Here is a 22518-nt window from a genome sequence, read left to right as displayed (position 1 = left end):
ATAGCGTTCCGTGTGGTGCACTTCTTGGCACACACGGAGCACACATGGGACTTGTTTTGAAGTACGTTGAGCGCACCAAGGCCGGAACTTTCCAGTATCGCCGGAGAGTGCCCAAGGACGTTGCCGCAGCGATCACGAAGCGCGAGTTCAAACGGAAGCTGGGTGATTCGGAGAAACAAGCCCTCTCCGCCTATCCCCGCTACCATGCCGAAGTTGAACGCGAGATTGCCGAGGCCAAACGGCGGCTTGCCGAGGCCGTGGCTGCGTCTTCACCGGATGCGTCGGACCGTGCAGCCCATGCCGAGGCGCTGCGCCGTCGGGCCGAGATGGTTGAACTCGGGGCGACGGCAGAAGAGCTAGAGCTTGCTGCCGATGCGCTGGCGGACAGCTTCCCGCAAGACGGTTATGAGCCCCTCGGAGCGCCCCCTGTTGCGCGCCACACGGTCAACCTTCTGCGCCTCGGGCCGAAGCGATACCCTGCCCCCGCGGCCACGCTAGGGGACGCCAAGCGTCTATACCTCGCAGAGAGGGCGAAGGGCGATGAAAGTCCCGGAGAATTGCAGAGGTTCGCGGTGCGGATTGACCGGGTTGTGGGCTATGCCTGTGCGGCCCTCGGCGCTGACCCCGTTCTTGTGGACCTGACGCGCGATGACGCCCGGAAGGTCCGTGATTACATGCCGGGCCGGGTCAAGGAAAACGGCGAGAAGATCAGCCCCGCCTCGGTCGGGCGTGACCTGAACGGGCTGAACGCCGTGATCAACTTCGCGGCCACGGAGTTCCCCCTTCCGGCGACCTTTCTGAACCCGTTCAACAAGCTCACTCTGGGCGCCGTGCGGGGCCGTGCGTCGGAGGGGGAGAAGCGCGACCCGCTACCGGACCCCGTGCTTCGGAAAGTCAGGGAGCGGCTCACGAGCCACGCTAGGGCCGACTTGGCGCTGATATGGCGCATCCTTGAGGGCACCGGGTGTCGTCTGGCCGAGGTCACGGGGCTGCGGGTCGAGGACATGGCGACGGGCGGAGATTTCCCGCATATCAAGGTGACATGGCACGAGAACCGGAGGCTTAAGACCGAAGCTTCTCGCCGTTCCGTTCCCCTCGTCGGAGACGCTCTGGAAGCCGCCAAGGAGGCCCTTGCGCTGCCCCGAGAGGGCCCTCCTGTTCCCTGCCTATGCCTCTGAGGGGGGCGCTGACGCGGCCTCCGCATCGTTGATGAAGCACCTGCGCACCGTGACCAAAGACCCCAAGCATGTTGTCCATTCGCTTCGCCACAACATGAAGGACCGCCTCATTCTGGCCGAGGTGTCGTCGCTGGACCAAAACCTTATCCTCGGTCATGCCCTCGGGAGCATGGGGGATCGGGTCTATGGCGGCGATGTTGCGAAACTGCGCCAGACCACGAAGGCGATGCGCAAGGCGTTGGGATTGCCCGCCGTGGACGCGGAGGCCCAACCGTAAGGCGTTGGGACGGTCGGCGCTAGTGAAAAAATAGAGGCCCCGGAAGGAGCTTCGTTGCGTTGTCTGGGGGAGAGGAGGGAGGAGTGGGAGGCGCTCACAGGACGCTGGACATGTCCTAGCCTGGCCACTCACTTTGGGCATCCCGTAACATGTTATCTATCATGTAAAGGGGGGGCTCCCTCCTATGCTGTGTGGTAATTGAATCCCAGGGGTCAGGAAGAGCGCATACCCTCTCCGTCAATCCCTGATCTGCCATCCCAGACGAGATAGTCAGAAGGAGCACACCTCCTCCGTCCCTGCTCCCGCTGCCCCGCGATCAGGAGCCCCCTAGGCGCGCTTCTGAGCCTTGATCCGGGCGAGATAGGCGAGACCCTTGGGCGTTACCACGGGGGTTGAGTGGACGCGCCCTCGGGTGTCCGTGTGGGTCCGCGTGTCCATATAGCCGGGGCGCAAGGCGGCTGCGGTGGCCTGACGGTTTTTGCCCTTCGTGACCCATTTGCGATGCTCAAGGGAGCCGTAGAGGTCCGCCCGCTTCGCTTTCAGGGCCTTGGCGGCCTCGGTGACGGTCATTGACCCCGTGGCTTCCTCAATCACCGCGAAGGCGTCGGCCTTGGGCTTCGCGGCCTCAAACATCGCCCTGAACCCGTCCGCTTTCGCTTGCAGGGCGGCCATAACGTGCATCGTCGCAGCGGCAAGGCCAGCCTCGGTGGTCACGTCGAAGGCTTCTTCACCGCGCACATAAGAGCCCGTCTTGCGGATTGTGGGCAGGACCGTCCCGACGACCCATTCCTCGAAGCGTTCGGCGCTGGGCAGTTTCGAGCGCATGACGAGGCGGTAGAGGTCGCGCTCGGGAATGAGCATGTAGCTCATCGCCTTGCCGAGGTCGGTTTTGCTCGAGACCCGCTTGGCCTGGGCCGCGAGCCAGAGGAAGAACGCGTCCACCAACGGGCGGGACAGGTCCTGCCGCATCGCCCGGCGTCGATCGGGCGCGGCGCCGCGGATGGCATCCTCGATCTTGTAAAGCGCGGCGATCCGAACTCGGCAACCAACATCGGCTCGCTCGTGCCGTTCTTCGTCATGGTTTTCCTGGCCAAAGGATTTGTAGCAGCAACGCCCCTGATCGTGCGGGGGATCTCCGGGAACCTGATGGTGGCGGCCGCGCCCGCCGTTGTCGCTGGATCGACAGGAATTTTGCGCGGGATCTCCAATACCGGCGGCGTGAAGGGCAGGGCGCGGATCGGAGCGCTAACGACAGGCGAAGCGATCGGGCGAGGTGCGGTTCAGACACCTGCCGCCGTGCGGAGCGCTGCGGCAACGGCAAGCGCGCAGGTGGTACGGATGGCCGAGAGGGCGAAGCGGTTGGGGCAGTGAAGTCCAACGCAGCGTCGCAACGATGCGTTCTTATCGACATGAAGGGCGGAAAGCGGTCGTTCGCTGCGGTAGCGGCGAGTGTCCATTCTTACGCCGACCGTTACACCCCTCTACTCCTAAACTTTCGAGAGGGGCATAACGATCCGAGGTCGCCTCGAGCGCCGGTGCGCATGCTGCTTCCCGTGAAGTTCCCGCCAGATCACTTGGCGTCGCGCGCCATGATCCATTCGCTCGCGGGATCGGGGATGAAACGCCAGTTGCGGCGTGGGCCGGCCATGACGTTCAGGTAGTAAAGCTCGAACCCATAGGGCGCGCCGCAGGGGTGATGGCCGCGCGGCACGCAAACGACATCGCCATCGCTGACCGCCATCGTTTCGCCGAGCGTGCCGTCCTCGGTATAGACCCGCTGCACCGCCCAGCCCTGCGCCGGGTTCAGCCGGTGATAATAGGTCTCTTCGAGATAGGTGATGCGGGGGAAGTCGTCCTCGTCATGGCGATGGCTTGGATAGCTCGACCAGTGGCCCGCGGGGGTGAAGACCTCGGTGACCAGCAGGCTGTCGCAGTAATCCTCGGCCTCCATCGCAATATTGTTGATGTAGCGCGTGTTGGTGCCCTTACCGCGCTCGGTCAGCGAGATGCCGTCGGGCCCGATCCGCCGCGCGGGGTGCCCGCCCTTGCCGGGTGCGGCACAGATGGCGATCGTGCAGTCGGTTTCCGCCACCGCGGCCCAGTCCTGCCCGTTCGGCACATAAAGGCAATGCGGCGGCGTCTTCTCAAACACATCCATCCGCTCGCCCAGAACGCCCCAGTCCTGCCCTGCTGCCGTGACCTTGGCCTTGCCCTCGACCATCACCAGGATCACCTCGGTCGATCCGGTCGCCTCGGCCGCGCTCTCGCCTGCCCGCAGCCGGTAAAGCGAGAAGCCGACATAACGCCAGCCGGCAGTCGCGGGGGTGATCTCATGCACCTTGCCGTGGGTGCCAAAAGGTTTGCGCAGCAGATCGGGCATCGTCTCTCTCCTCAGTTCAACAGCCGCGCATTGGCGATCTGGGTCAGGTATTCCTCGAAGCGGTCGCGTTGCTTTTGACGCTCGGACACCTGCGGCACCGCCACGTCCCAGAAGAAGCCATGCTCGCCCGCGGTGGTCTGCAAGCCGGTGCCGGGGAAGTCCTTGGCCACAGTGTCGATCACGATCACGGTGGGGATGTCGCGCGCGCGGGCCGCTGCGATCTCGGCCTCGAGCGCGTCGGTGCCTGCGGCCTTGACCGCATAGGCCCCCATCGCGCGGGCATGGGCCACATAGTCGATTTCAGGCTGCACCTCGATGTTGCAATCGACATACATGTTGTTGAAGGGCTCGCCGCCGCAGCCCATCGTCTGCAGCCGGTTGATACAGCCATAGCCGCGGTTGTCGGTCAGCACGACGGTGAAGGGGATGCGCCGCATCACTGCCGTGGCGAGTTCGGCATTCGCCATCATGTAGCTGCCATCGCCGACGAAGCAGATCACCTCGCGGTCCGGCCGCGCGAGCTTGAGGCCCATCGCGCCGGCCACCTCGTAGCCCATGCAGCTATAGCCGTATTCCATGTGATAGCCGCCCTGCGAGGGTTTCCACAGCAGCTTGAGCGCGCCGGGCATCGTACCCGCGGCGCACATCGCGATGGCGCTCTCGCCGGTTGCGCGCTGCACCGCGCCGATCACCTGTCCGTCGGTCGGTTTGGCGGCCTGATCCTCGGGGCGCGCGCAATAGGCATCGACCGCGCGCAGCCAGTCGGCGCGGGCCTCGGCATCGGGGGCCTCGGCCCGGTATTCGCCCAAGGCTTCGGTCAGTGCCTCGAGCGCGACCTTGGCGTCGGCGACAAGGCTTTCGGCGCCATGCTTGGCTGCATCATAGCCGTGGATGTTGATCGAGACGAGCTGCGCCTCGGGCCCGAACAGCGTGCGCGAGCCAGTGGTGAAATCTTGGAATCGCGTGCCGATGCCGATCACCAGATCGGCCGCGCTCGACGCCGCATTCGCCGCCGCCGACCCATCGACACCGCTCGCACCGAAGTTCATCGGATGGCTCTGCGGCAGGCTCGACTTGCCCGCCTGCGTCTCGGCCACCGGGATCGCGTGACGCGTGGCGAAGTCTGCAAGCACCGCCTCGGCGCCCGAATAGATCACCCCGCCGCCCGCGATGATCACCGGGCGTTTGGCCGAGCGGATCAGATCCGCGACGCGGGCCAGTTCCCCCGCATCGGGCGCGGGGCGGCGAATGTGCCAGACCCGCGGCGCGAAGAACTCCACCGGGTAATCATAGGCCTCGGCCTGCGTGTCCTGACAGAACGCCAGACAGACCGGCCCGCAATTGGCCGGATCGGTCATGACCCGTAGCGCGCGGGGCAGCGCGCTGAGCAGATGCTCGGGGCGCGAAATCCGGTCGAAATAACGCACCACCGGCTTGAAGCAATCGTTGGCGCTGATGGTGCCATCGTCGAAATCCTCGACCTGTTGCAGCACTGGATCGGGGCGGCGCGTGGCGAAGACATCGCCCGCCACGATCAGAAGCGGCAGCCGGTTCACATGTGCAAGCGCCGCCGCCGTGACCACATTGGTCGAGCCCGGCCCGATCGAGCTCGTGACGGCATGCGCCTGCCGCCGCCCGCGCCCCTTGGCGAAGGCGATCGCGGCATGGGCCATGGTCTGCTCGTTCTGTCCGCGCCAGGTCGGGAAGGTCGCCTTGCGCGAATGCAGCGCCTCGCCGATCCCCGCCACGTTGCCATGGCCGAAGATCGCCCACATTCCCTCGATGAAGCGGTCGCCCTCGGCGTTGAACTGCACCTCGAGCCAACGCACCATCGCCTGCGCGGCCGTCAAACGGATCGTTTCCATCACGCTGCCTTTCCAGTTGCGCGGGTCCGCGCCTCGTCCCAGATCCCGCAGAGCCGCGCATAGCGCCGCGCCATCTCGGCCACGGCGGCCGCGTCGGTCATCTCGCCCTTCATCCAGCCGCGTGCGACATCGCCGAAGATCGTGCGCCCGACGGCGAAGCCCTTGACCATCGGGAAGGCGGCGGCGACCGCGAAGCTCGCGGCGAGTTCTGCCTCGGGTGCATCGAGCCCGAGCACGACGATGCCGCGGGTGTGGGGGTCATAGTGTCCGATGGCGGCACAGGCTTCGGCCCACTCAGCCCGTGTCGCCATCGGTTCCAGCTTCCACCAGTCGGGGTAGATGCCCGCCTCGTAGAATTGCCGGATCAGGGTTGCCGTCGTCGCCTCGGTCACCGGGGCGACTTTCGAGGGGATGATTTCCAGCAAGAATTCCAGATTGTTGCGACGCGCGGCCTCGAACAGGCGCTTCACCGTCGCCTCCTGACCCGCGCGCGTGGCCGCGTCGTCGGTCGGGTGGCAGAAGCACAGCACCTTGACCACATCCTCGCGCGCCCATTGCACAAGCCCGCCGCAATCGGCCCCCAGTTCGGGTTCGAGGGTCAGCGGCCGCGAGCCCGGCCATTCGCAGGGACGCCCGATCCACAGCCCCGTGCCAGAGGCCGCATGCAGCGCGCGACGGCCGATCCGGTTGTCGCAGAGGATCCCGTAGCCCGGGCGCCCGGCCTGCACCTCGCGCGCCGCATCCAGGCACAGCTCCTTGAAGGCGCCGCCCTTGGCCGGGGTGTAGCCCGCCATTTCCTCGAGTTGCAGCCGGTGGTCGAAGGCGAAGATCCGGTAATCGTCCCAGTCGGGCAGGCCGCGGCGTGCGCGGTTCGTGGACCAGTGGATCTGTTCGAGATCGGTGTCGTTGCGCAGATCGGGGCGGATGACGCCGCGCTTGAGGAAGAACTCAAGCTCCGCCAGCGAGGGATAGGCGGGCGTGCAGCCATGGCGGCTAACCGCGAAGGCGCCACAGGCATTGGCGTATTCGAGCGCCTTCGGCCAGCTTTCGCCATCGAGCCAACCCTTCATCAGGCCCGAGAAGAAGCCATCGCCGGCGCCCAGCACGTTGAAGACCTCGATCGGGAAACCCGGCCCGGTCTGGCCGTCATCGAGGCTGTCGGGGATCGCGCCCTCGAACGCCACGGCCCCCTTGGCGCCACGCTTGCACACCAGCACCGCCGCGCTGACCGCGCGCACCGCGCGCAGCGCCGCGATCGTGTCGGTGGTGCCGCCCGCGATGTGGAATTCCTCCTCGGTGCCGACGATCAGGTCGAAGAAATGCAGGCTCGCTTGCAGCTTCGCCGTCACTGCGGCGCTTTCGACAAACCGGCTTTCGCCGTCGCCATGACCGGCCACACCCCAGAGGTTCGGACGATAGTCGATGTCGAGCGCGGTCTTGGCCCCATACTCGCGCGCGAGTTCCAGCGCCTTGAGGACCGCCGCCTCGGTGCGCGGATTCGACAGATGCGTGCCGGTGGCCAGAACCGAGCGGGTGTCGGCGATCAGCGCGGGGTCGATGTCGTCCTCGCACAGCGCCATGTCGGCGCAATTCTCGCGATAGAAGATCAGGGGGAATTGTTCCTCGTCGCGGATCCCGAGGATCACCAGCGCGGTCAGCCGCTCGGGGTCGGTCGCCACACCGCGCACGTCCACGCCCTCGCGCACCAGTTGCTCGCGGATGAAACGGCCCATGTGCTCGTCGCCCACCCGCGTGATCAGCCCCGATTTCAGCCCGAGCCGCGCCGTGCCGCAGGCGATGTTGGTGGGCGAGCCGCCGATATATTTCTCGAAGGAGCCCATATCCTCCAGCCGCCCGCCGATCTGCGCGCCATAAAGATCGACGCCAGCGCGGCCGATCGTGATCACATCGAGGGTCTTGGTCATCTTCGCGGTCCCTGAAGTTGGTTGGAGTGCGCGGGCGCGTTCGGCGCCGGGCGTGTCAGTCGGCGGGGTTGATCGTTTCGAAGACCAGCCGCTCGTGGAATTGCTCGTGGAAGGCGATGAAGCGCTTCGTATGCTCCTGCTCCATATGGAAGGCATGCGCGGCCTCATCGACCCAGGCCTCGACGAAGACCATCCGGTCGGGGTTGTCGGTACAGGCGTAGAGGTCATAGGCGATGCAGCCCGGTTCGGCGCGGGTGGCGGCCTGCGCCTCGGGGGCGCGTTCGAGGATCTTGGCGCGCGCGCCGGGCGTGACGTCGAGGGTGATGATGAACTTGTACATCCGCAGTCTCCTTCAGATGGGCCGGTCCCGGGCCGGGGGGAGGAGGGTAGAGGCCCGGGACCGGTGTCTCGATCAGCGCGAGATCGTGGCTTGCAGCGCGTCGATCGAGGATTGGATGCCGGCCTCGGTCGACATGGTGAAATCTTCCATCTCAAGCGAAACCCAGCCGTTGTAGCCGCACATCCGCACGACCGAGAAGAACTCCTTCCACCATTGCAGGTCACGACCCGCGCCGACGGCGACGTAGTTCCAGGCGCGGTTGGCGACGTCGGTCACGTCCTTGAGTTCCAGAAGCCCGTTCACGTCGCATAGGCCGCGCTCGATACGGGTATCCTTGCCGTGGCAGTGATGGATGGCTTTGCCCAGTGCGCGGGCCGAGGCGATGGGTTCGGCGCCCATCCACATCAGGTGGCTGGGGTCGAGGTTCATGCCGACCATCTCGCCCACTTCATTGCGCAGGCGGAACAGGGTTTCCGGGTTCCACACCAGCATCGCCGAGAAGTTCTCGAGCGCGTAGCGCTTGATCCCGGCCTTCTTGCCGAAATCGACGAGGTCGTGCCACAACGGGAAGGCTCGGCCCTCCCACTGATAGCGGTCGCGCTCGGGCATCTCGTCGGGCCAGCTTTTGGTATAGACCAGCCAGTTCGGCACGGTGTCGCCCGGTGCCGCCTCGGGCAGGCCCGACATCGTGACGATGGTCTCGACGCCGATCTCGCCCGCGAGCGTGATCGTCTCCTTCATCTCTTTCAGATGCCGCGTGCCCATCGCGCCCGGATCGAGCGGGTTGGCCGAGCAGTTGAGCGCCGCGATCGAGAGCCCGCGCGCCTCGATCTCCTTGAGCTTGCTCTTCAGCAGGCCCTTGTCGGCCAGAAGTTCGTCGGCGCGGAAATGCGGGCCCTTGGACCAGCCGCCGCCGGTCATCTCGATGCCCTCGACACCGAGTTTGACGCATTTATCGAGCATCTCGGTGAAGGAGAGGTTCCCCATCACATCGGTGCAGATCGAAAGTTTCATCGCAGGTCTCCTTGCACCGATCAGTTGTAGAGTGCGGGTTTGTCGATCATCGTCACGGGCTCGCGCGCGCCGCTGTCGACGGCACGCAGCGCCGCATCGGCGACCAGGGTCGCGGCATAGCCGTCCCAAGCGCTCGGGCCCGTGGCCGTGCCCGCGCCTGCCGCGACGATCCATTCGCGGAATTCCTGGTCATAGGCTTCGATGAACCGCTCGCGCCAATCCTCGGGGATCGCCTGACGGATGCCATTCGCGTCGGTCACCACCGCCGCGGGGCGGTTCGGCAGCGCGGCGATGCCGTTCTCGCAGCTCACCTCGCCGCGGATGTCGTAGCCGTAGCCGATGTTCACCGAGATCTCGACATCGACGATCGCCTCGGAGGCCATGTGCAGCATGACCATCACCGGGTCGCGCAGATCGCGGCCCCGGGTCGAGCGGCGCGGCACGCGGACCTCGACGGCGCTCACCTCATCGCTGAGCAACCAGCGCGAGATATCCGCGTCATGCACCAGCGTGTCGTTGAGCGGCATTTCCGAGGTGTAAAGCCCCTCGGGGACGGAGGCGTTGCGGTGCTTGGAGTAATACATCAAGGGCGCGCCGAGGGTGCCGCCGTCGATCACGCGCTTGAGCCGCCGGTAATCGGCGTCGAACCGGCGCATGAAGCCCACCTGCACCAGACGGCGACCGAAGGCTACCTCGGCCTCGATCACCTTGAGTGCTGCGGCCTCGGAGGTGACCATCGGCTTTTCGCAAAAGACCGGCTTGCCCGCCGCGATGCAGGCCAGCAGCTGCGCTTCATGCGCGGGGCCCCAGGAACAGATCACCACCGCCTGCACCTCGGGCGCGGTGATCAGCGCCTCAGGGGTCTCGTAGACCGTCGCGCCCGCAGGGGCCGCCGATTTCGCCCTCGCAAGGTCAATATCGGTGACGCCCGCCACTTCGACCCCCGACAGAACCTGGGTCAGCCGGCGGATGTGGTCCTGACCGATCATCCCCGTGCCGATGACTCCGACTTTCAGTGCCATGTCAGGCATCCTTATTTGAAATGTTTGTCGAGATAGCGTTTCGTTTCCGCCAGCATGAAGCGCGCGCTGTCCTCGGCGCGGTCTTCCCAGGCGAAAACGCAGTTCGACAGAACCCCGTCGAACTTCATGTCGGCCAGCGTCGCGAAGAACACGTCCCAGTCGATCTCGCCTTGGCCGAAATCAAGGTGCTGGTGGACGCGGACCTTGGACTCGGGCGGGTTCACGATATAGCGCAGCTCGGACGACTTGTTGTGGTCATAGGTGTCGGCAAGCCGCACATGTTCCAAGAGCCCCTCGGTCGCGCGCAGGTTCGACACCATGTCGGGTCCATAGAAGAACGTATGCGGCGCGATGAACGAGGCGCGCACCATCGGCGAATTGATCGTCTTGATGATGTCGATCGCGGGATGGATATTCTCGATCCAGTCTTCTGGATGGGCCTCAAGCGACAACTTGATGCCTTCGCGTTCGAGGATCGGCACAAGGATGTCCATCGCGCGGAAGAACTGCCCCTCGCAGACCTCGGGGCGATGCAGGCCGGACCGGTCGTTCAGGCTGCGGTTGGGCGAGCCGCCGCGGCCGAACTCCGAGACGAACATCGGGCATTCCAGCTCCACCGCGAAGTTGATCGCGCGCTTCCAGTTGTCGATGGCCATGTCCCATTCATCGGCATAGGGGCTGGCCCAGCGATACATCGGCTGCAACGTGGCAAGGCCCACATTGTTGTCGCGCAGAGCTTTCTTGAAGCTTTGGATCTTCTCCGGATAAAGCTTCGGCCGCGTCCACCACGAGAAGAAATCCGGGCGCGGGGACATCTCGACGTGATCATATCCGAGTTCCGCAACCTTGCGGATCGTATCCTCGAGCGAGAGATGCCGGATCATGTGCGGGTCAAGCGTGTGTTTCATCTGGTTTACCTGAAAGAAGGGGGGGCGTCCGCGCTGGCGGGCATCCGATGGGCAGCAAGGGGGTCAAGCGACGGTGCTGGCGGTGTCGCTGGTGTTTTCGTAATCGTTCAGATGCGCATCGAGATCGGCCAGCGCCTCGCCGCCGGCCATCAGATCGGTGATCTCTTCGCGGCTCTTGTCGCCGCGCACGAAATTGGCAGCGACGGTGCCGCGGATCAGCACGGCATATTGATCGCCAACCGCCATCGCATGGGTTACCTGATGGGTGATGAAGATCACCGCGATGCCGCGCTTCTTTGCCTCGAGCACGATGCGCAGAACGTGGCTCGACTGCTTCACGCCAAGCGCGGCGGTGGGTTCGTCGAGGATCAGCACCCGCGCGCCGAAATGCACGGCGCGCGCGATGGCAAGAGACTGACGTTCCCCGCCCGACAGCCCGCCGATCAGCCGGTCGCCGTCGTCGATGCGGGTGATGCCGAAGCTCTGCACCGCTTTCACCGCGACCTCGTTGGCGGTCTTGCGGTCGAAGACCTTGAACGGCCCCCAGCCCTTGGTCGGCTCCATGCCCACGAAGAAGCTGCGCCCGATCGTCATCAGGGGAAAGGTGCCGCCGAACTGGTGCACGGTGGCGATGCCGCGGTCGGTGGCATCCTTGGGGCGCTCGAAAAGCACCTCTTGCCCATCCATCAGCATCTGCCCCGAGGTCGGCTTGTGCACCCCCGCCAGCGTGCGGATCAGCGTCGATTTGCCCGCGCCGTTGTCGCCCAGCAGGCACAGAACCTCGCCCGCATTCACCTTGAGCGAAATTTCATGCAGCACGTCGATCGGACCGAAGGACTTGTTGACGTTGCGCAGTTCGAGAACCGGAGTGGTCATGTCGAAGCTCCTCACTTCTTCTTGCGCGGCGCGTAGGACAGCGCCATGTCGCGGAATGCGTTGTTCATCAGGACGGCGACCAGAAGCATCACGCCGATGATCAGCGCCGACCAGTTGCGGTCGAGCTGGGTGAAGTAGATGCCCTGGCTGACGACGGCGAAGGTGAGCGTGCCGATGAAGATGCCCAGCACCGAGCCGAAGCCCCCGGTCAGCAGCACACCACCCACCACCACCGAAACCACAGCGTTGAAGATGTAGTTCATGCCGCCCGAAACCTGGGCCGAGTTGAACAGGATCGCGCCACACATCCCCACGAAGCTCGCCGAGGTCGAGGACAGCACGAAGAGGCCGATGGTCATCTTGTCGGTCGGGATCCCCGCATTGCGCGCGCTTTCCTTGTCGCCGCCCATCGCGAAGAGCCAGTTGCCGAGCGGGCTCTTGTGGATCACGAACCACAGCACCGCGGCAAAGCCGATCCACCACAGGATGATCACCTGATAGTTGCCGGCGATCAGCGTGCCGAAGAGCGTCTTGGCCCAGTCCGGCGCGGCGAGCGGCACCGAGGCGGCGCCGGTCAGCAGCACCGAGCCCGAGAGCACGAGCCCCTGCATCGCGACCAGCGTGGCCAGCGTGATGATCAGCGACGGCACCGAGGTCTTGACCGTCAGCAGCCCGTTGATCAGGCCAACCAGAACCCCTAGCCCCAGAGCCGCGGCGATGCCGACCACAATCGGCGCACCATAATAACCCGAGACGATCGCAACGCTCATCGAACCCGCGGGGATCATCGCGCCGATCGAGATATCGAGCTCGCCTGCGATCATCAAAAGGCCCACGGGCAGCGCGACGATGCCAAGGTTGGCGGCGAAGTTCACCCAGCTTGCAGCCCCCGCGAACTTGCCCAGATCGGCGCCCCCGAAGATCACGAAGAACAGGGCGACGGCGATCAGGCTCAGAACGGCGCCCGCTTCGGGCTTGCGCAGAAAGGATCCGAAAGAAAGAGACATGGCTGTGATCCTCATTTCTTCTTCTTGGAGTAGCTCAGCGCCATCTGGCGGAAGGTGTCGTTCATCAGAACCGCCACTAGCAGCAGCGCGCCGATGATGACCGAGCCGAGATTGGGGTCGAAGCCGGTGAAATAGATGCCCTGGTTCACCATCGAGAAGGTGATCGTGCCGAGCACGATGCCCATCACCGAACCAAAGCCTCCGGTCAGCAGCACCCCGCCGATGACGACGCACATGATCGAGTTGAAGATGAAGCTCTGCCCGCCTGCGACCTGCGCGCTTTGATAGACCATCGCCTGACCGACGCCGACGAAGGCCGCGGAAAAGCCCGAAAGCATGAAGAGCCCGATGGTCAGTTTTTCGGTCGGAATACCGGCGTTCCTCGCCGAAACCTTGTCGCCGCCAAGCGCATAGATCCAGTTGCCGATCGGCGCGAAATGCAGCGCGAAACCGATGATCGCGATGAAGCCGATCCACCAGAAAACGGTGACCTGGAACATCCCGCCGACGAAGCCGCCGAGGATCGCCTTGAAGAACGGCGAGGGCACGATCGAGGTCGAAGTCGAGCCGGTCAGCAGCACCGCAAGCCCCAGCGTCAGCCCCATCACCGCGAACATCGTGCCGATCGTCACGATCAGCGAGGGCACGCCGGTGCGGTTGACCGCATAGCCGTTGACGAAGCCCACCGCGGTGCCCATCGCCAGCGCGGCCAAGATGCCGATAATCTCGGGCAATCCGTAGTAGCCGGAAATGATCGCGACAGTGAGCGATGAGGCCGGAATGACCGAGCCGATCGACAGATCGAGCTCGCCCGCGATCATCAAAAGGCCGATCGGCAGCGCGACGATGCCGATTTCGGCGGCGACGTTGAGCCAGCTTGCGGTGCCCGCGGCCGAGGCGAAGATGCCGCCCGCCGAGATCAGGAAAAAGGCGAAGACCGCGACGAGGCCCAGCAGCGAGCCGGCCTCTGGGCGTCGCATCGCGCGCCCCAACGCGGCGCCGATCCCTCCGGAGGAGGCGGCCGCTGATTTGCGTGTGTCGGTGGCGGCGGATGCCATTGTGGATCTCCCTGGTCGTCCGAAGGCCGTGAGCGACCCGGTTTCGCGCGGCGCGAAACGGGGGTCGGCGTGGGGACCACCCGGCATCGCGCCGGATGGACCTGTGTCAGGATCGGAAGGGTGGCCTCAGCGGGTGCCCGCCTTGACGCCGGCCGCGGTCGCATCGACGTTGGTCGCATCGACGATGCCCGGGCCGGTCAGGATCTCGCGGGTCGGGATCTGCAGGCCATAGTTCACATAGCCATTGAGCATCGCGACGGCGAGATAGCCCTGCATGTAGCCCTGCTGGTCGATCGCGCAGGCCTGCTTGTCGGCCTTGATGTTGTCGAGGATCGCTTCGTTGAAGTTGATCCCGCAGACCGCAACCTGCCCGGTCTTGCCCGCTTGTTGGATCCCCGAGATCGCGGCATTCGCGTCGACGTCGCTGACGGTGAAGACGGCGTTGATTTCGGGGTGCTGCAGCAGGTGCGCCCGCACCGCCTGAGCCACCGCCGTTTGCGAGCCGAACGAGGTCGCGGGCAGCGGCAGAACCTCACCGCTGCCCCCCGCGCCGGTGATCCCCTCGACAAAGCCACCGCAGAAGGCTTCGACGTTGGCGGCGCCCGGCAGCGTGTTCACGCACAGACCGTTGCTGTTGCCCTTGCCCGCCAGATAGACGCCCGCGGCCTTGCCGGCCTCGTGGTCATCCGAGCCGACATAGTTCATCGCATCCAGACGGTCGGCCGCTTCGAGACCGCCAGCGTTGTAGATGATCAGCGGAATGCCCGCCGCGCGCACCGCCTGGAAAGCCGGATCCATCGCCTCGGGCACCCAGTCGGGACCAACGATGGCATCCGCGCCCTGATCGATGGCCTGGCGGATCAGCTCGGCCGCGTCGACGCCGAGGTTGTCATAGTTCTGCGGGCCGAGCCAGGTGACCGAGCCACCCTGTTCCTTGACCACGATGCCGGCATCTTCAGCGCCGCGCTTCACGATCGACCAGAACGGGTCGTCGGGCTTGCCGCCCACGACGAAGATATCCGCGGCCATGACGGCGGTCGCCGCGCAACCTGCGATGATGGCAGTCGTAGCTGTTGCCGCAAAACGGCTGAATTTGGTCATGTCGATTTCCTCCCTTTCCCATCTGTTGACGGGAACTCCTCGTGACAAATTTCCTAGATGAAGCTTGAAAATTATGAAATGAATAAAGTTGATCATCTCAGTGAATGTATCATAAAATGTCATTCATGATGATACGAACGCGGACGGGAGGAACAGCATGAGCAGGCCGACAATCGCCGACCTGGCCGAAGAGGCGGGCGTGTCCATTTCGACCGTCAACCGCATCATCGCGGGTTCTGCCTCGGTCAAGGGTGCGACCATGCAACGTGTCCAAGCCGCCGCCGAAAAGATCGGGTTCTACGGGATCGCGACGATCGAGGACCGGGTGCGGAAATCCGCGCCGCATTACCGGCTGGGCTTTCTGCTGCAACAGTCGAGTCGTGAGATTTATCAAGTCTTTGGCCGCAAGGTCGTGGCCGCCTGTCATGAGCGGCGCGACGAGATGATCCATCCCACGGTGGACTTCGTCGACCTGCTGACCCCGGAGAATATCGCGGCGCGTCTCAAGGCACTCGCGGCCAATAATGACGCGGTTGCACTGATCGCCGCAGATCACCCGCTGATCGCCCAGGCGATCCGCGAATTGCGCGAGGCCGGCAAGCCGGTCGTGGCCTACATCACCGACCAGTCCGCGCCTGAGCGGGCGGCCTATGTCGGGGCCGACAACTGGAAGCTCGGGCGAACCGCGGCCTACCTGATCGCTCAGATGACCTCGTCGCCCGGCCGAATCGCGGTCTTCATTGGCAATCACCGCTACCAATGTCAGGACGTGGCCGATGCCGCCCTGCGCTCCTATATGCGCGAGAACGCCCCCCACCTGAGCGTCGATGACTGCCGGCCGACTCACGAAGAGGCCTCCGAGGCCTATGCGATGGTCAAGGAGTTGCTCGCGTCGAGCGACGATCTTGTCGGGATCATGCTCAATGGCGGCGGCATCTCCGGTGTCCTGCGTGCCCTGCGTGAGGTTCCCGAAGAGCGCCGCCGCGGTATCCGCCTGATCTGCCGCGATATCGGCCCGGAGATTCGCAAGGGATTGTCGGAGGGGCTGATCACCGCGGCATTATGCCATCCGCTGGAACAGATCTCGGCGGCGCTCGTGCAAACGATGATTGAAGCGATCGCGCAGGGCGACAATACGATCACCGTGCAGCGCACGATCCCGTTTGAGATCATCACACCCGCAAATATTTAGCGATCAATGCTATCGACCTCTTCACCTCGGGAGCGGAGAGCGCCGCCTTCCTCGTCCACGTCGCGGTAGCGACGGAAGAAGTCAAACATCAAGCGCCGATATTTTCATACCAAGCCGAGAACGGCGCGCTTCAGGGAGGCTACACGAAGGCGCACCACCACCATTCGGCGGCAGGATTTGACTTCCAATTGACATGGAAAGGTCGCGCAAAAAGCCGCCGCTCGCTAGGCCTGCAACGAATGTCGGCTATGGGCCGGCAGCGCCGTCGACCACTGTCAGCCGGTCGGCGGCGCTCACCGCGCTGCCGCAAGTGCGGCTCGAGCCCAAAGGCGCGGTTGGCGCTGGCTTGCGAAACTGCCGAGTGGCCCCTATCTTCAAGGGACACTGCCACCGGAGTTGCCATCACCATGGACCTGACCCTCGCCGCCTTCACCCCTTCGGTTTCGCTGCGAGACGTTTTGACCCATGCCTGCATCCACTTCCCTCTCCGGCCTGTCTTGGCCCACGCCTGACGGCACGCCGCTCCTGACCAACCTCACCCTGAGCTTCGGCTCGGAGCGCACCGGCCTCGTCGGGCGCAATGGCGCGGGCAAGAGCACCCTGCTGCGCCTCATCTCGGGCGATCTTGCCCCTGCTTCCGGGCTGGTGCGCGCCACCGGCTCCATCGCGATGATGCGCCAGGATGCGATCGGGCAGCCATATGACACCATTGCCGATCTTTTCGGCGTGCGGCCCGCGCTCGATCTGCTTGACCGGGCGGAGGCAGGACTTGCGGGGGAAGGCGAGCTGGCCGATGCAGACTGGACCTTGCCCGCACGGATCGAGGGGGCGCTTTTGCGCTGTGGTCTGTCAGTTGGGCCGCAGACACCGCTCGGGACACTATCGGGCGGGCAGCGCAGCCGGGCCGCGCTTGCCGCCCTGATCCTTGCCGAGCCGGATTTTCTGTTGCTGGATGAACCCACGAACAATCTCGACCGTGCGGGGCGCAAGGCGGTGATCGACCTCCTCCGCGGCTGGACCGGAGGGGCGATCGTCGCCAGCCATGATCGCGAGCTCCTGGAGGAAATGGACGCCATTGTCGAACTCACCTCGCTTGGCGCGGCCCGGTATGGCGGGAATTACAGCGATTTCCGACAGCGCAAGGACACCGAGCTCGACGCGGCGGCGCGTGAGCTTGCGCACGCGGAGAAAGCCCGCACCGAGGCTGCCCGACGCGCGCAGCAGGCGAGCGAACGCAAGGCCCGCAAGGACAGCGCCGGACACCGCGCGTGGGCACGGGGCGATCAGCCGAAAATCCTGATGGACGCCGCCAAGGGGCGTGCCGAGGCGTCGGGCGGTGCCGGTGCGCGCCTGCGCGACGCCCGGCGCGAGGCCGCGGAGGAGAAGCTGTCCGCCGCCCGCGAAAAGATCGAAATCCTGCAACCCCTGCGCATGGACATCCCCCCGACCAGCCTTGCGACCGGCAGAACGGTGCTGCGATTGGAGAGCGTGACCGGCGGCTATCCTCCCGCTCCTCCTCTGATCCGCGACCTGTCGCTCAACATCGCCGGCCCCGAGCGCATTGTCATCGCCGGGCCGAATGGCAGCGGAAAGACGACGCTTCTGAAGATCATCACCGGGCAGATCCCGCCGCAAAGTGGCCTCGTGGAGCTTTCGGTTCCGTTCGCCCTCCTCGATCAGCATGTCCAGCGGCTCGACCCGGCCCTGTCCCTGCGCGACAATTTCCGTCGCCTCAATCCCGTGGCGGATCCGCATATGGCTCATGCGGCACTGGCCCGGTTCGGTTTCCGCGCGACGGATGCTTTGCGGTGCGCGGGAGAGTTGAGCGGGGGCGAGCGTCTGCGCGCGGGTCTGGCCTGTGCCCTCGGAGCAACCCCGCCGCCGCCGTTGCTGATCCTGGACGAGCCGACCAATCACCTTGATCTCGATGGTATCGCAGCACTTGAGGCTGCGCTTGCAGCTTATGATGGGGCAGTTTTGGCGATCAGCCATGACACGGCATTCCTTGGATCGCTCGCACCGGACAGGACGATCGATCTCGGGGCGTGACCGCGTTCCCCCAACAGCGACATTCGGCCTGAGGTTTTCTGCGCCAGGCCATGACTGACCGCTTCGGGAAAGCCGCGCTGCGGCGTAGGTGTCACCCCGACCGGCGGCTTAGGGCCGGTCACGCAAACTCGGCAATGATGGCTCTTGTCGTCTGAACCGCCGTCGCCAGCTCGGTCTTCTCCGCCTCCTTAAGCCCCAGAGCTGCCAGATCGAATGACAATTGACGTGACCCACCTCCACTAGCTCCCGCGCGAGCCGCTCGACCCCGCGCACGATTTGACCGCGAAGGCGTGGAACTCTGCGTATTCGATGCGGGCATCTCCGCCGTTGCCGGTGAGGTCGCTATCTCAGAACCATTTGCGCCTGCGGCCGCCCGCACTTCCTGCAGCTCCTGCTTCAGCTTCTCGACCGTCTCGCGAGTCTCGGACATCTGTCGGTCCCGCCGAAGGCCGTCCTCGTCCGGATATGGGAAGCTTCCCGATTGACCGGCGTGCAGAACCTTCAACACCGGGTCCTCGAAATACTTGGGCACGCTGAACCTTCGGGTGCCGAAGCTCCGGCAGGGCAGCTACTTCCCCGGCTTCCTGGAGGCTCGCAAGACTTCGGAGCAGGCGCTGGTGGCGGTGATACAGGAGGCCTGGATCAGCGGCGTCTCCACCCGCCGGGTCGACGACCTGGTGCAGGCGATGGGGCTCTCCGGCATCTCGAAGAGCACGGTGTCGAAGCTCTGCAAGGACATCGATGAACGGGTCGGCGAGTTCCTGAACCGTCCGCTCGCCGGCGACTGGCCCTCTGTTTGGCTCGACGCCACCTATCTCAAGCAGCGCCAAGGCGGGCGCATCGTCTCGGTTGCGGCCATAATCGCGGTGGCGGCCAACACCGAGGGGCGTCGCGAGATCATCGGCCTGGGCATCGGTCCCTCCGAAGCCGAGACCTTCTGGACCGACTTCCTGAGATCGCTGCGCGCCCGGGGGCTGGGCGGCGTCCGGCTGGTGATCAGCGATGCCCACACCGGCCTCAAGGCCGCCATTGCCCGCGTCTTCGAGGCGACCTGGCAGCGCTGCCGGGTGCACTGGATGCGCAACGCGCTCGCTCACGTGTCGAAGGGCCAGCACACCGTTGTGGCCGCGGCGATCCGGCAGGCCTTCGACCAGCCCGACCGAAAGCATGCCGGCGAGACCTGGCGCCACGTGGCGAGCCAGTTCCGCGCCCGCTGGCCCAAGCTCGTCGACTTGATGGACGCAAGCGAACACGACGTGCTCGCCTACATGGCCTTCCCCCGGCAGCACCGCACCAAGCTGCACAGCACGAACCCGATCGAGCGCCTGAACAAGGAGGTGAAGCGCCGCGCTGACGTCGTCGGCATCTTCCCGAACGAGGCCTCGATCCTGCGCCTCATCGGCGCCGTGCTGTTCGAGCAGAACGACGAATGGCAGACCTCGAGCCGCTACATGATGGTCGAGGCCTTCGCCCAGATCGACAAGGAGGAGATCGACCCCATTCTCAGCATCACAACGAAAGCCGCCTGATCATGACCTCAGGCCACCAGGGAAATTACACCAGCTTGACGGACGTGACCCCAAACGGGTATCGAGAGTGCGCTCTCGATACCCGTTGCGCCAGGTTGTGCGCTCGCCGCTGCGTTCGTGCCGGCCGGCGCCGATCAGGCCGTCGACATCGGCCTCCATGATCAGCTGAAGCACGGCCTCGGCGATGCTGCGCAGGAAGTCTCCCTGATCGTGCTTTGCCAGAAGCTCGGACTGGTCCATGTTGGTCTTGGTCATCGGGGTCTCCGTGTGGTCCGTGGTTGAAGTCGCCAAACTCCACCTCGACCATACACCTCGATGGCCACCCGGGATTACACCGTCGACGGCGATGAAATTACACCACGTCCGCGGACACTAACGCCGATTCTTCCCGGACCGATCAACACCTCAATTACAGCGCCTTCAAGCCGAGCTTGGGGCGCGGCATTCGTTTCGAGAAGCTGCGCGTATCATGGAGATATTTCTGCCTTGCGCCAAGCAGGCGAATACTTCGGTACGCAATCGTCTCGGCAAGATCGCCAAGGAAATCGGCGATAGCGAGTATGCGGAACCGGTTGTCTCGTCAGCAGAAAAGAACGCAACTCCGATGACGGTCTTTCTGGACGGTGCACATATTCGATGTAGGCCGGAATACCAGAAGCGGCACCTTGATGTTGTGGTGGGTAAGATCGAGAGCGCGCAAATGTCCCGTCGTTTCGGGCTTGTACAGCAAGCGGCTCAATCTCCATCCAGGCAAGTACGGCAAGACCTTCAAGACACTGGCTGGGACGGTGAGAGCCCAGTTACCGTGATTTCGGATGGAGAACCGGCATTGCCCAATCTCGTGCGCTACGCCGTCGGCGGGCCAGTTCGCCATATCCTCGATTGGTGGCACATCTCGATGCGGGTCAAACATGTCGAGAACGCCGTAAGGGGGCTACTGCAGACCAAGAGTTTCTCTGGCATACCTGTGTTGTTCGAACGCCCCGCAGAGCGATTACGATGGTATCTTTGGCATGGTAAGGTTCGAGTGGGCACTACGAGCCTTCAGTGGCTGGTGACCGATTGCGAGCGGCTTTGCAAAGATGACCCCGAAGTGCGCGACGCGGCTACGCGTGTTGACCTGCCCCCCGGAAGTTCCCTCGCTGTGATGTAGAGTCTGCCCAACCTGAGAAGGAGCAGACGACATGAGGAAAAGCCGGTTCACCGAGGCGCAGATTATCGGGATGCTCAAGGAGCAGGAGGCGGGTTTGCCGACTTCCGAGCTTTGCCGGAAGCACGGGTTGAGCCCCGCGACGTTCTACAAGCTCAAGGCGAAGTATGGCGGGATGGACCTGTCGGACGCCAAGCGGCTGAAGCAGCTCGAGGACGAGAACGCGAAGCTGAAGCGCCTTCTGGCGGATGCGATGCTGGACAACGTGGTTCTGAAGGATCTCTTGGGAAAGCCCTGACGACACCGGTGCAACGGCGGGACGCGGTGCTGCGGGCGATGAGGGATCATCCGATCTCTCAACGCCGGGCCTGCGTCCTGATCGGTGTCGATCCGAAGACGGTGCGGCGTGACAGGCCGCCCGATAACCCGGAAATCCGTGAGGCGATGCACAAGATCGCCGAGAAGCGCCGTCGCTTCGGCTACCGGCGCGTGGGTATCCTGCTGGAGCGCAAGGGCATGATCATGAACGAAAAGAAGCTCTACCGCATCTACCGGGAAGAGGGCCTGTCGGTGCGTCGACGCCGTGGCCGCAAACGGGCGCGCGGCAGCCGAACGCCGATGCCGGTGCCATTGCGCCCGAACCAGTGGTGGTCTTTGGACTTCCTATCCGACACGTTCGGGGCCTGCCGCAAGTTCCGCATCCTGGCCGTCAACGACGATCGCTGCCGCGAGAACCTTGCCCTGATTGCCGACACCAGCATCTCGGGGGCCAGAGTGGCGCGGGAACTCGATGCGCTGGTCAGGATTTACGGCAAACCCGCTTGCATCGTTTCTGACAATGGCACCGAGTTCACCAGCAAGGCCATCCTGAAATGGGCTAACGAGAACGGCGTCGAATGGCACTACATCGATCCGGGCAAGCCGCAGCAGAACGGATTCATCGAGAGCTTCAACGGCAGCCTGCGCGACGAATGCCTGAACGAGGAGATCTTCGACAGCCTGGCCGATGCCCGCCGCAAGCTGGCACTCTGGCGCTACGACTACAACAACGTCAGGCCGCATTCCTCGCTGGCCAACAAGACCCCGGCAGAAGCGCGCCGGGCGCTTGAGCAATCTGAGGGCTCCGCGCCCGGCGCGCTTGCCACACCCGAAACCAACCAATATCATCCCCAAGGACTCTCGTCATGAACGAGGGACGACCGGGGGGCAGGTCATCTTCAACTGCCTGAGCACCGTGTCATCGCTGATCCCAAGGCCCAAGCGGTGCAAGAGCCGCTCGGCCGGCCGCCCGCCGGTCGCATGCCCAAGATGGCCGACAATCTCCCCGACACGCGAAGTACGACGTGCAAATGGACGCGCAATCGAGGCGATTTGGTCCGAGAATGTCCGGCGTGGGCAAGCGGGTGCCTGACATCGCCAACGGCAAATTGCGAGATCAACCGTTACCTTGTCTCCATGCGCGGGATAATCCTGCAGCCGCCGACGCCGCCAGCCGTGATGTCGGCGTGAATGCAATCCACAGTCTGGGCAAATGCCGTTGGGCGCAAAGACGCCAGATACAATCCACCCACCGCTTTCACTTCGCTCAACGCTTTGAACGGCAACATCGCTCCCGGGCGACCAGTGCTTCTTCGAACTCACAACTAT

General features: G+C 64.5%; 18 protein-coding genes and 5 pseudogenes. 8 read left to right on the top strand and 15 right to left on the bottom strand.

The window, feature by feature from the left end; genetic code table 11:
• The first annotated feature begins 44 nt into the window (after positions 1-44).
• Complete coding sequence (locus LPB142_RS00955) at positions 45-1178, top strand: tyrosine-type recombinase/integrase (protein WP_071165236.1); 1134 nt, start codon at positions 45-47, stop codon at positions 1176-1178.
• Between the two features lie 31 nt (positions 1179-1209).
• Entirely contained in the window at positions 1210-1455 is a 246-nt protein-coding gene (locus tag LPB142_RS00950; RefSeq protein ID WP_068766477.1) for a site-specific integrase, read from the top strand.
• Between the two features lie 327 nt (positions 1456-1782).
• Here LPB142_RS00950 and LPB142_RS19925 read toward each other — a convergent pair whose 3' ends face one another.
• Together LPB142_RS19925 and LPB142_RS19510 are read right to left on the bottom strand one after the other, a co-directional pair.
• The gene (locus LPB142_RS19925; RefSeq protein ID WP_231879011.1) at positions 1783-2280 is read right to left on the bottom strand and encodes a phage antirepressor KilAC domain-containing protein; all 498 of its coding nucleotides are present in this window, start codon (positions 2278-2280) and stop codon (positions 1783-1785) included.
• Positions 2278-2493, bottom strand: a pseudogene (locus LPB142_RS19510) (IS66 family transposase); the annotation flags it as partial. The gene LPB142_RS19925 and the pseudogene LPB142_RS19510, both read right to left, overlap by 3 nt.
• On the opposite strand from LPB142_RS19510, the pseudogene LPB142_RS19505 reads away from it, so the two are divergent.
• Positions 2470-2826: pseudogene (locus LPB142_RS19505) on the top strand (type IV secretion system protein); the annotation flags it as partial. The pseudogenes LPB142_RS19510 and LPB142_RS19505 overlap by 24 nt on opposite strands.
• 199 nt (positions 2827-3025) lie before the next feature.
• On the opposite strand, the gene iolB reads toward LPB142_RS19505, so the two are convergent.
• From iolB to LPB142_RS00885, 11 genes are all read right to left on the bottom strand, one after another.
• Complete coding sequence (gene iolB / locus LPB142_RS00935; RefSeq protein ID WP_068766480.1) at positions 3026-3835, bottom strand: 5-deoxy-glucuronate isomerase; 810 nt, start codon at positions 3833-3835, stop codon at positions 3026-3028.
• Between the two features lie 11 nt (positions 3836-3846).
• Complete coding sequence (gene iolD / locus LPB142_RS00930; protein ID WP_068766481.1) at positions 3847-5700, bottom strand: 3D-(3,5/4)-trihydroxycyclohexane-1,2-dione acylhydrolase (decyclizing); 1854 nt, start codon at positions 5698-5700, stop codon at positions 3847-3849.
• On the bottom strand, positions 5700-7625 hold the full coding sequence (locus LPB142_RS00925) for a bifunctional 5-dehydro-2-deoxygluconokinase/5-dehydro-2-deoxyphosphogluconate aldolase (RefSeq protein ID WP_068766482.1): 1926 nt from the start codon (positions 7623-7625) through the stop codon (positions 5700-5702). The genes iolD and LPB142_RS00925 overlap by 1 nt, the downstream gene beginning before the upstream one ends.
• Before the next feature lie 55 nt (positions 7626-7680).
• Positions 7681-7965 (bottom strand): putative quinol monooxygenase, encoded by a 285-nt coding sequence (locus LPB142_RS00920; RefSeq protein WP_068766483.1) that lies wholly within the window; start codon positions 7963-7965, stop codon positions 7681-7683.
• A 72-nt stretch (positions 7966-8037) separates the two neighbouring features.
• On the bottom strand, positions 8038-8979 hold the full coding sequence (locus LPB142_RS00915) for a sugar phosphate isomerase/epimerase family protein (RefSeq protein WP_071165234.1): 942 nt from the start codon (positions 8977-8979) through the stop codon (positions 8038-8040).
• Positions 8980-8999: 20 nt separating this feature from the next.
• Complete coding sequence (locus LPB142_RS00910) at positions 9000-10001, bottom strand: Gfo/Idh/MocA family oxidoreductase (protein WP_068766485.1); 1002 nt, start codon at positions 9999-10001, stop codon at positions 9000-9002.
• An 11-nt stretch (positions 10002-10012) separates the two neighbouring features.
• Positions 10013-10909, bottom strand: coding sequence for a sugar phosphate isomerase/epimerase family protein (locus tag LPB142_RS00905; RefSeq protein ID WP_068766486.1), 897 nt, complete (start codon positions 10907-10909; stop codon positions 10013-10015).
• A gap of 63 nt (positions 10910-10972) precedes the next feature.
• Positions 10973-11785, bottom strand: coding sequence for an ATP-binding cassette domain-containing protein (locus LPB142_RS00900; protein ID WP_071165233.1), 813 nt, complete (start codon positions 11783-11785; stop codon positions 10973-10975).
• A gap of 11 nt (positions 11786-11796) precedes the next feature.
• Positions 11797-12792: an ABC transporter permease gene (locus tag LPB142_RS00895; protein WP_068766488.1), complete on the bottom strand. Its 996-nt coding sequence runs from the start codon at positions 12790-12792 to the stop codon at positions 11797-11799.
• 11 nt (positions 12793-12803) lie between these two features.
• Positions 12804-13772, bottom strand: coding sequence for an ABC transporter permease (locus LPB142_RS00890; protein ID WP_068766551.1), 969 nt, complete (start codon positions 13770-13772; stop codon positions 12804-12806).
• A gap of 204 nt (positions 13773-13976) precedes the next feature.
• Positions 13977-14951: a sugar ABC transporter substrate-binding protein gene (locus LPB142_RS00885; RefSeq protein ID WP_068766489.1), complete on the bottom strand. Its 975-nt coding sequence runs from the start codon at positions 14949-14951 to the stop codon at positions 13977-13979.
• A 157-nt stretch (positions 14952-15108) separates the two neighbouring features.
• Here LPB142_RS00885 and LPB142_RS00880 point away from each other — a divergent pair, with 157 nt between their 5' ends.
• The 3 genes and pseudogenes from LPB142_RS00880 to LPB142_RS00870 all read left to right on the top strand — a co-directional run.
• On the top strand, positions 15109-16143 hold the full coding sequence (locus LPB142_RS00880) for a LacI family DNA-binding transcriptional regulator (protein ID WP_071165232.1): 1035 nt from the start codon (positions 15109-15111) through the stop codon (positions 16141-16143).
• 465 nt (positions 16144-16608) lie between these two features.
• Entirely contained in the window at positions 16609-18192 is a 1584-nt protein-coding gene (locus LPB142_RS00875) for an ABC-F family ATP-binding cassette domain-containing protein (protein ID WP_071165231.1), read from the top strand.
• A 524-nt stretch (positions 18193-18716) separates the two neighbouring features.
• Positions 18717-19721 (top strand): annotated as a pseudogene (locus LPB142_RS00870) (IS256 family transposase); the annotation flags it as partial.
• A 45-nt stretch (positions 19722-19766) separates the two neighbouring features.
• On the opposite strand, the pseudogene LPB142_RS00865 reads toward LPB142_RS00870, so the two are convergent.
• A pseudogene (locus LPB142_RS00865) lies at positions 19767-19976 on the bottom strand (transposase); the annotation flags it as partial.
• Between the two features lie 130 nt (positions 19977-20106).
• Between LPB142_RS00865 and LPB142_RS18330 the strand changes: the two are divergent.
• A pseudogene (locus LPB142_RS18330) lies at positions 20107-20838 on the top strand (ISKra4 family transposase); the annotation flags it as partial.
• 67 nt (positions 20839-20905) lie between these two features.
• Positions 20906-22059 (top strand): IS3 family transposase gene (locus LPB142_RS00855; protein ID WP_156894287.1). Its coding sequence is split into 2 segments (ribosomal slippage): positions 20906-21152 and positions 21152-22059, totalling 1155 coding nucleotides; the frame shifts between segments, so codons are not numbered across the junction.
• Here the strand turns inward: LPB142_RS00855 and LPB142_RS18325 are convergent.
• The gene (locus LPB142_RS18325; RefSeq protein WP_198037854.1) at positions 22054-22512 is read right to left on the bottom strand and encodes a transposase family protein; all 459 of its coding nucleotides are present in this window, start codon (positions 22510-22512) and stop codon (positions 22054-22056) included. The two genes, LPB142_RS00855 and LPB142_RS18325, sit on opposite strands and share 6 nt — an antisense overlap.
• Positions 22513-22518 lie beyond the last annotated feature (6 nt).

This window comes from Rhodobacter xanthinilyticus (assembly GCF_001856665.1).
Taxonomy (GTDB): domain Bacteria; phylum Pseudomonadota; class Alphaproteobacteria; order Rhodobacterales; family Rhodobacteraceae; genus Rhodobacter; species Rhodobacter xanthinilyticus.
The sequence above is the reverse complement of the archived record's forward strand: the minus strand, read 5'-3'. Positions and strand labels throughout refer to the sequence as shown.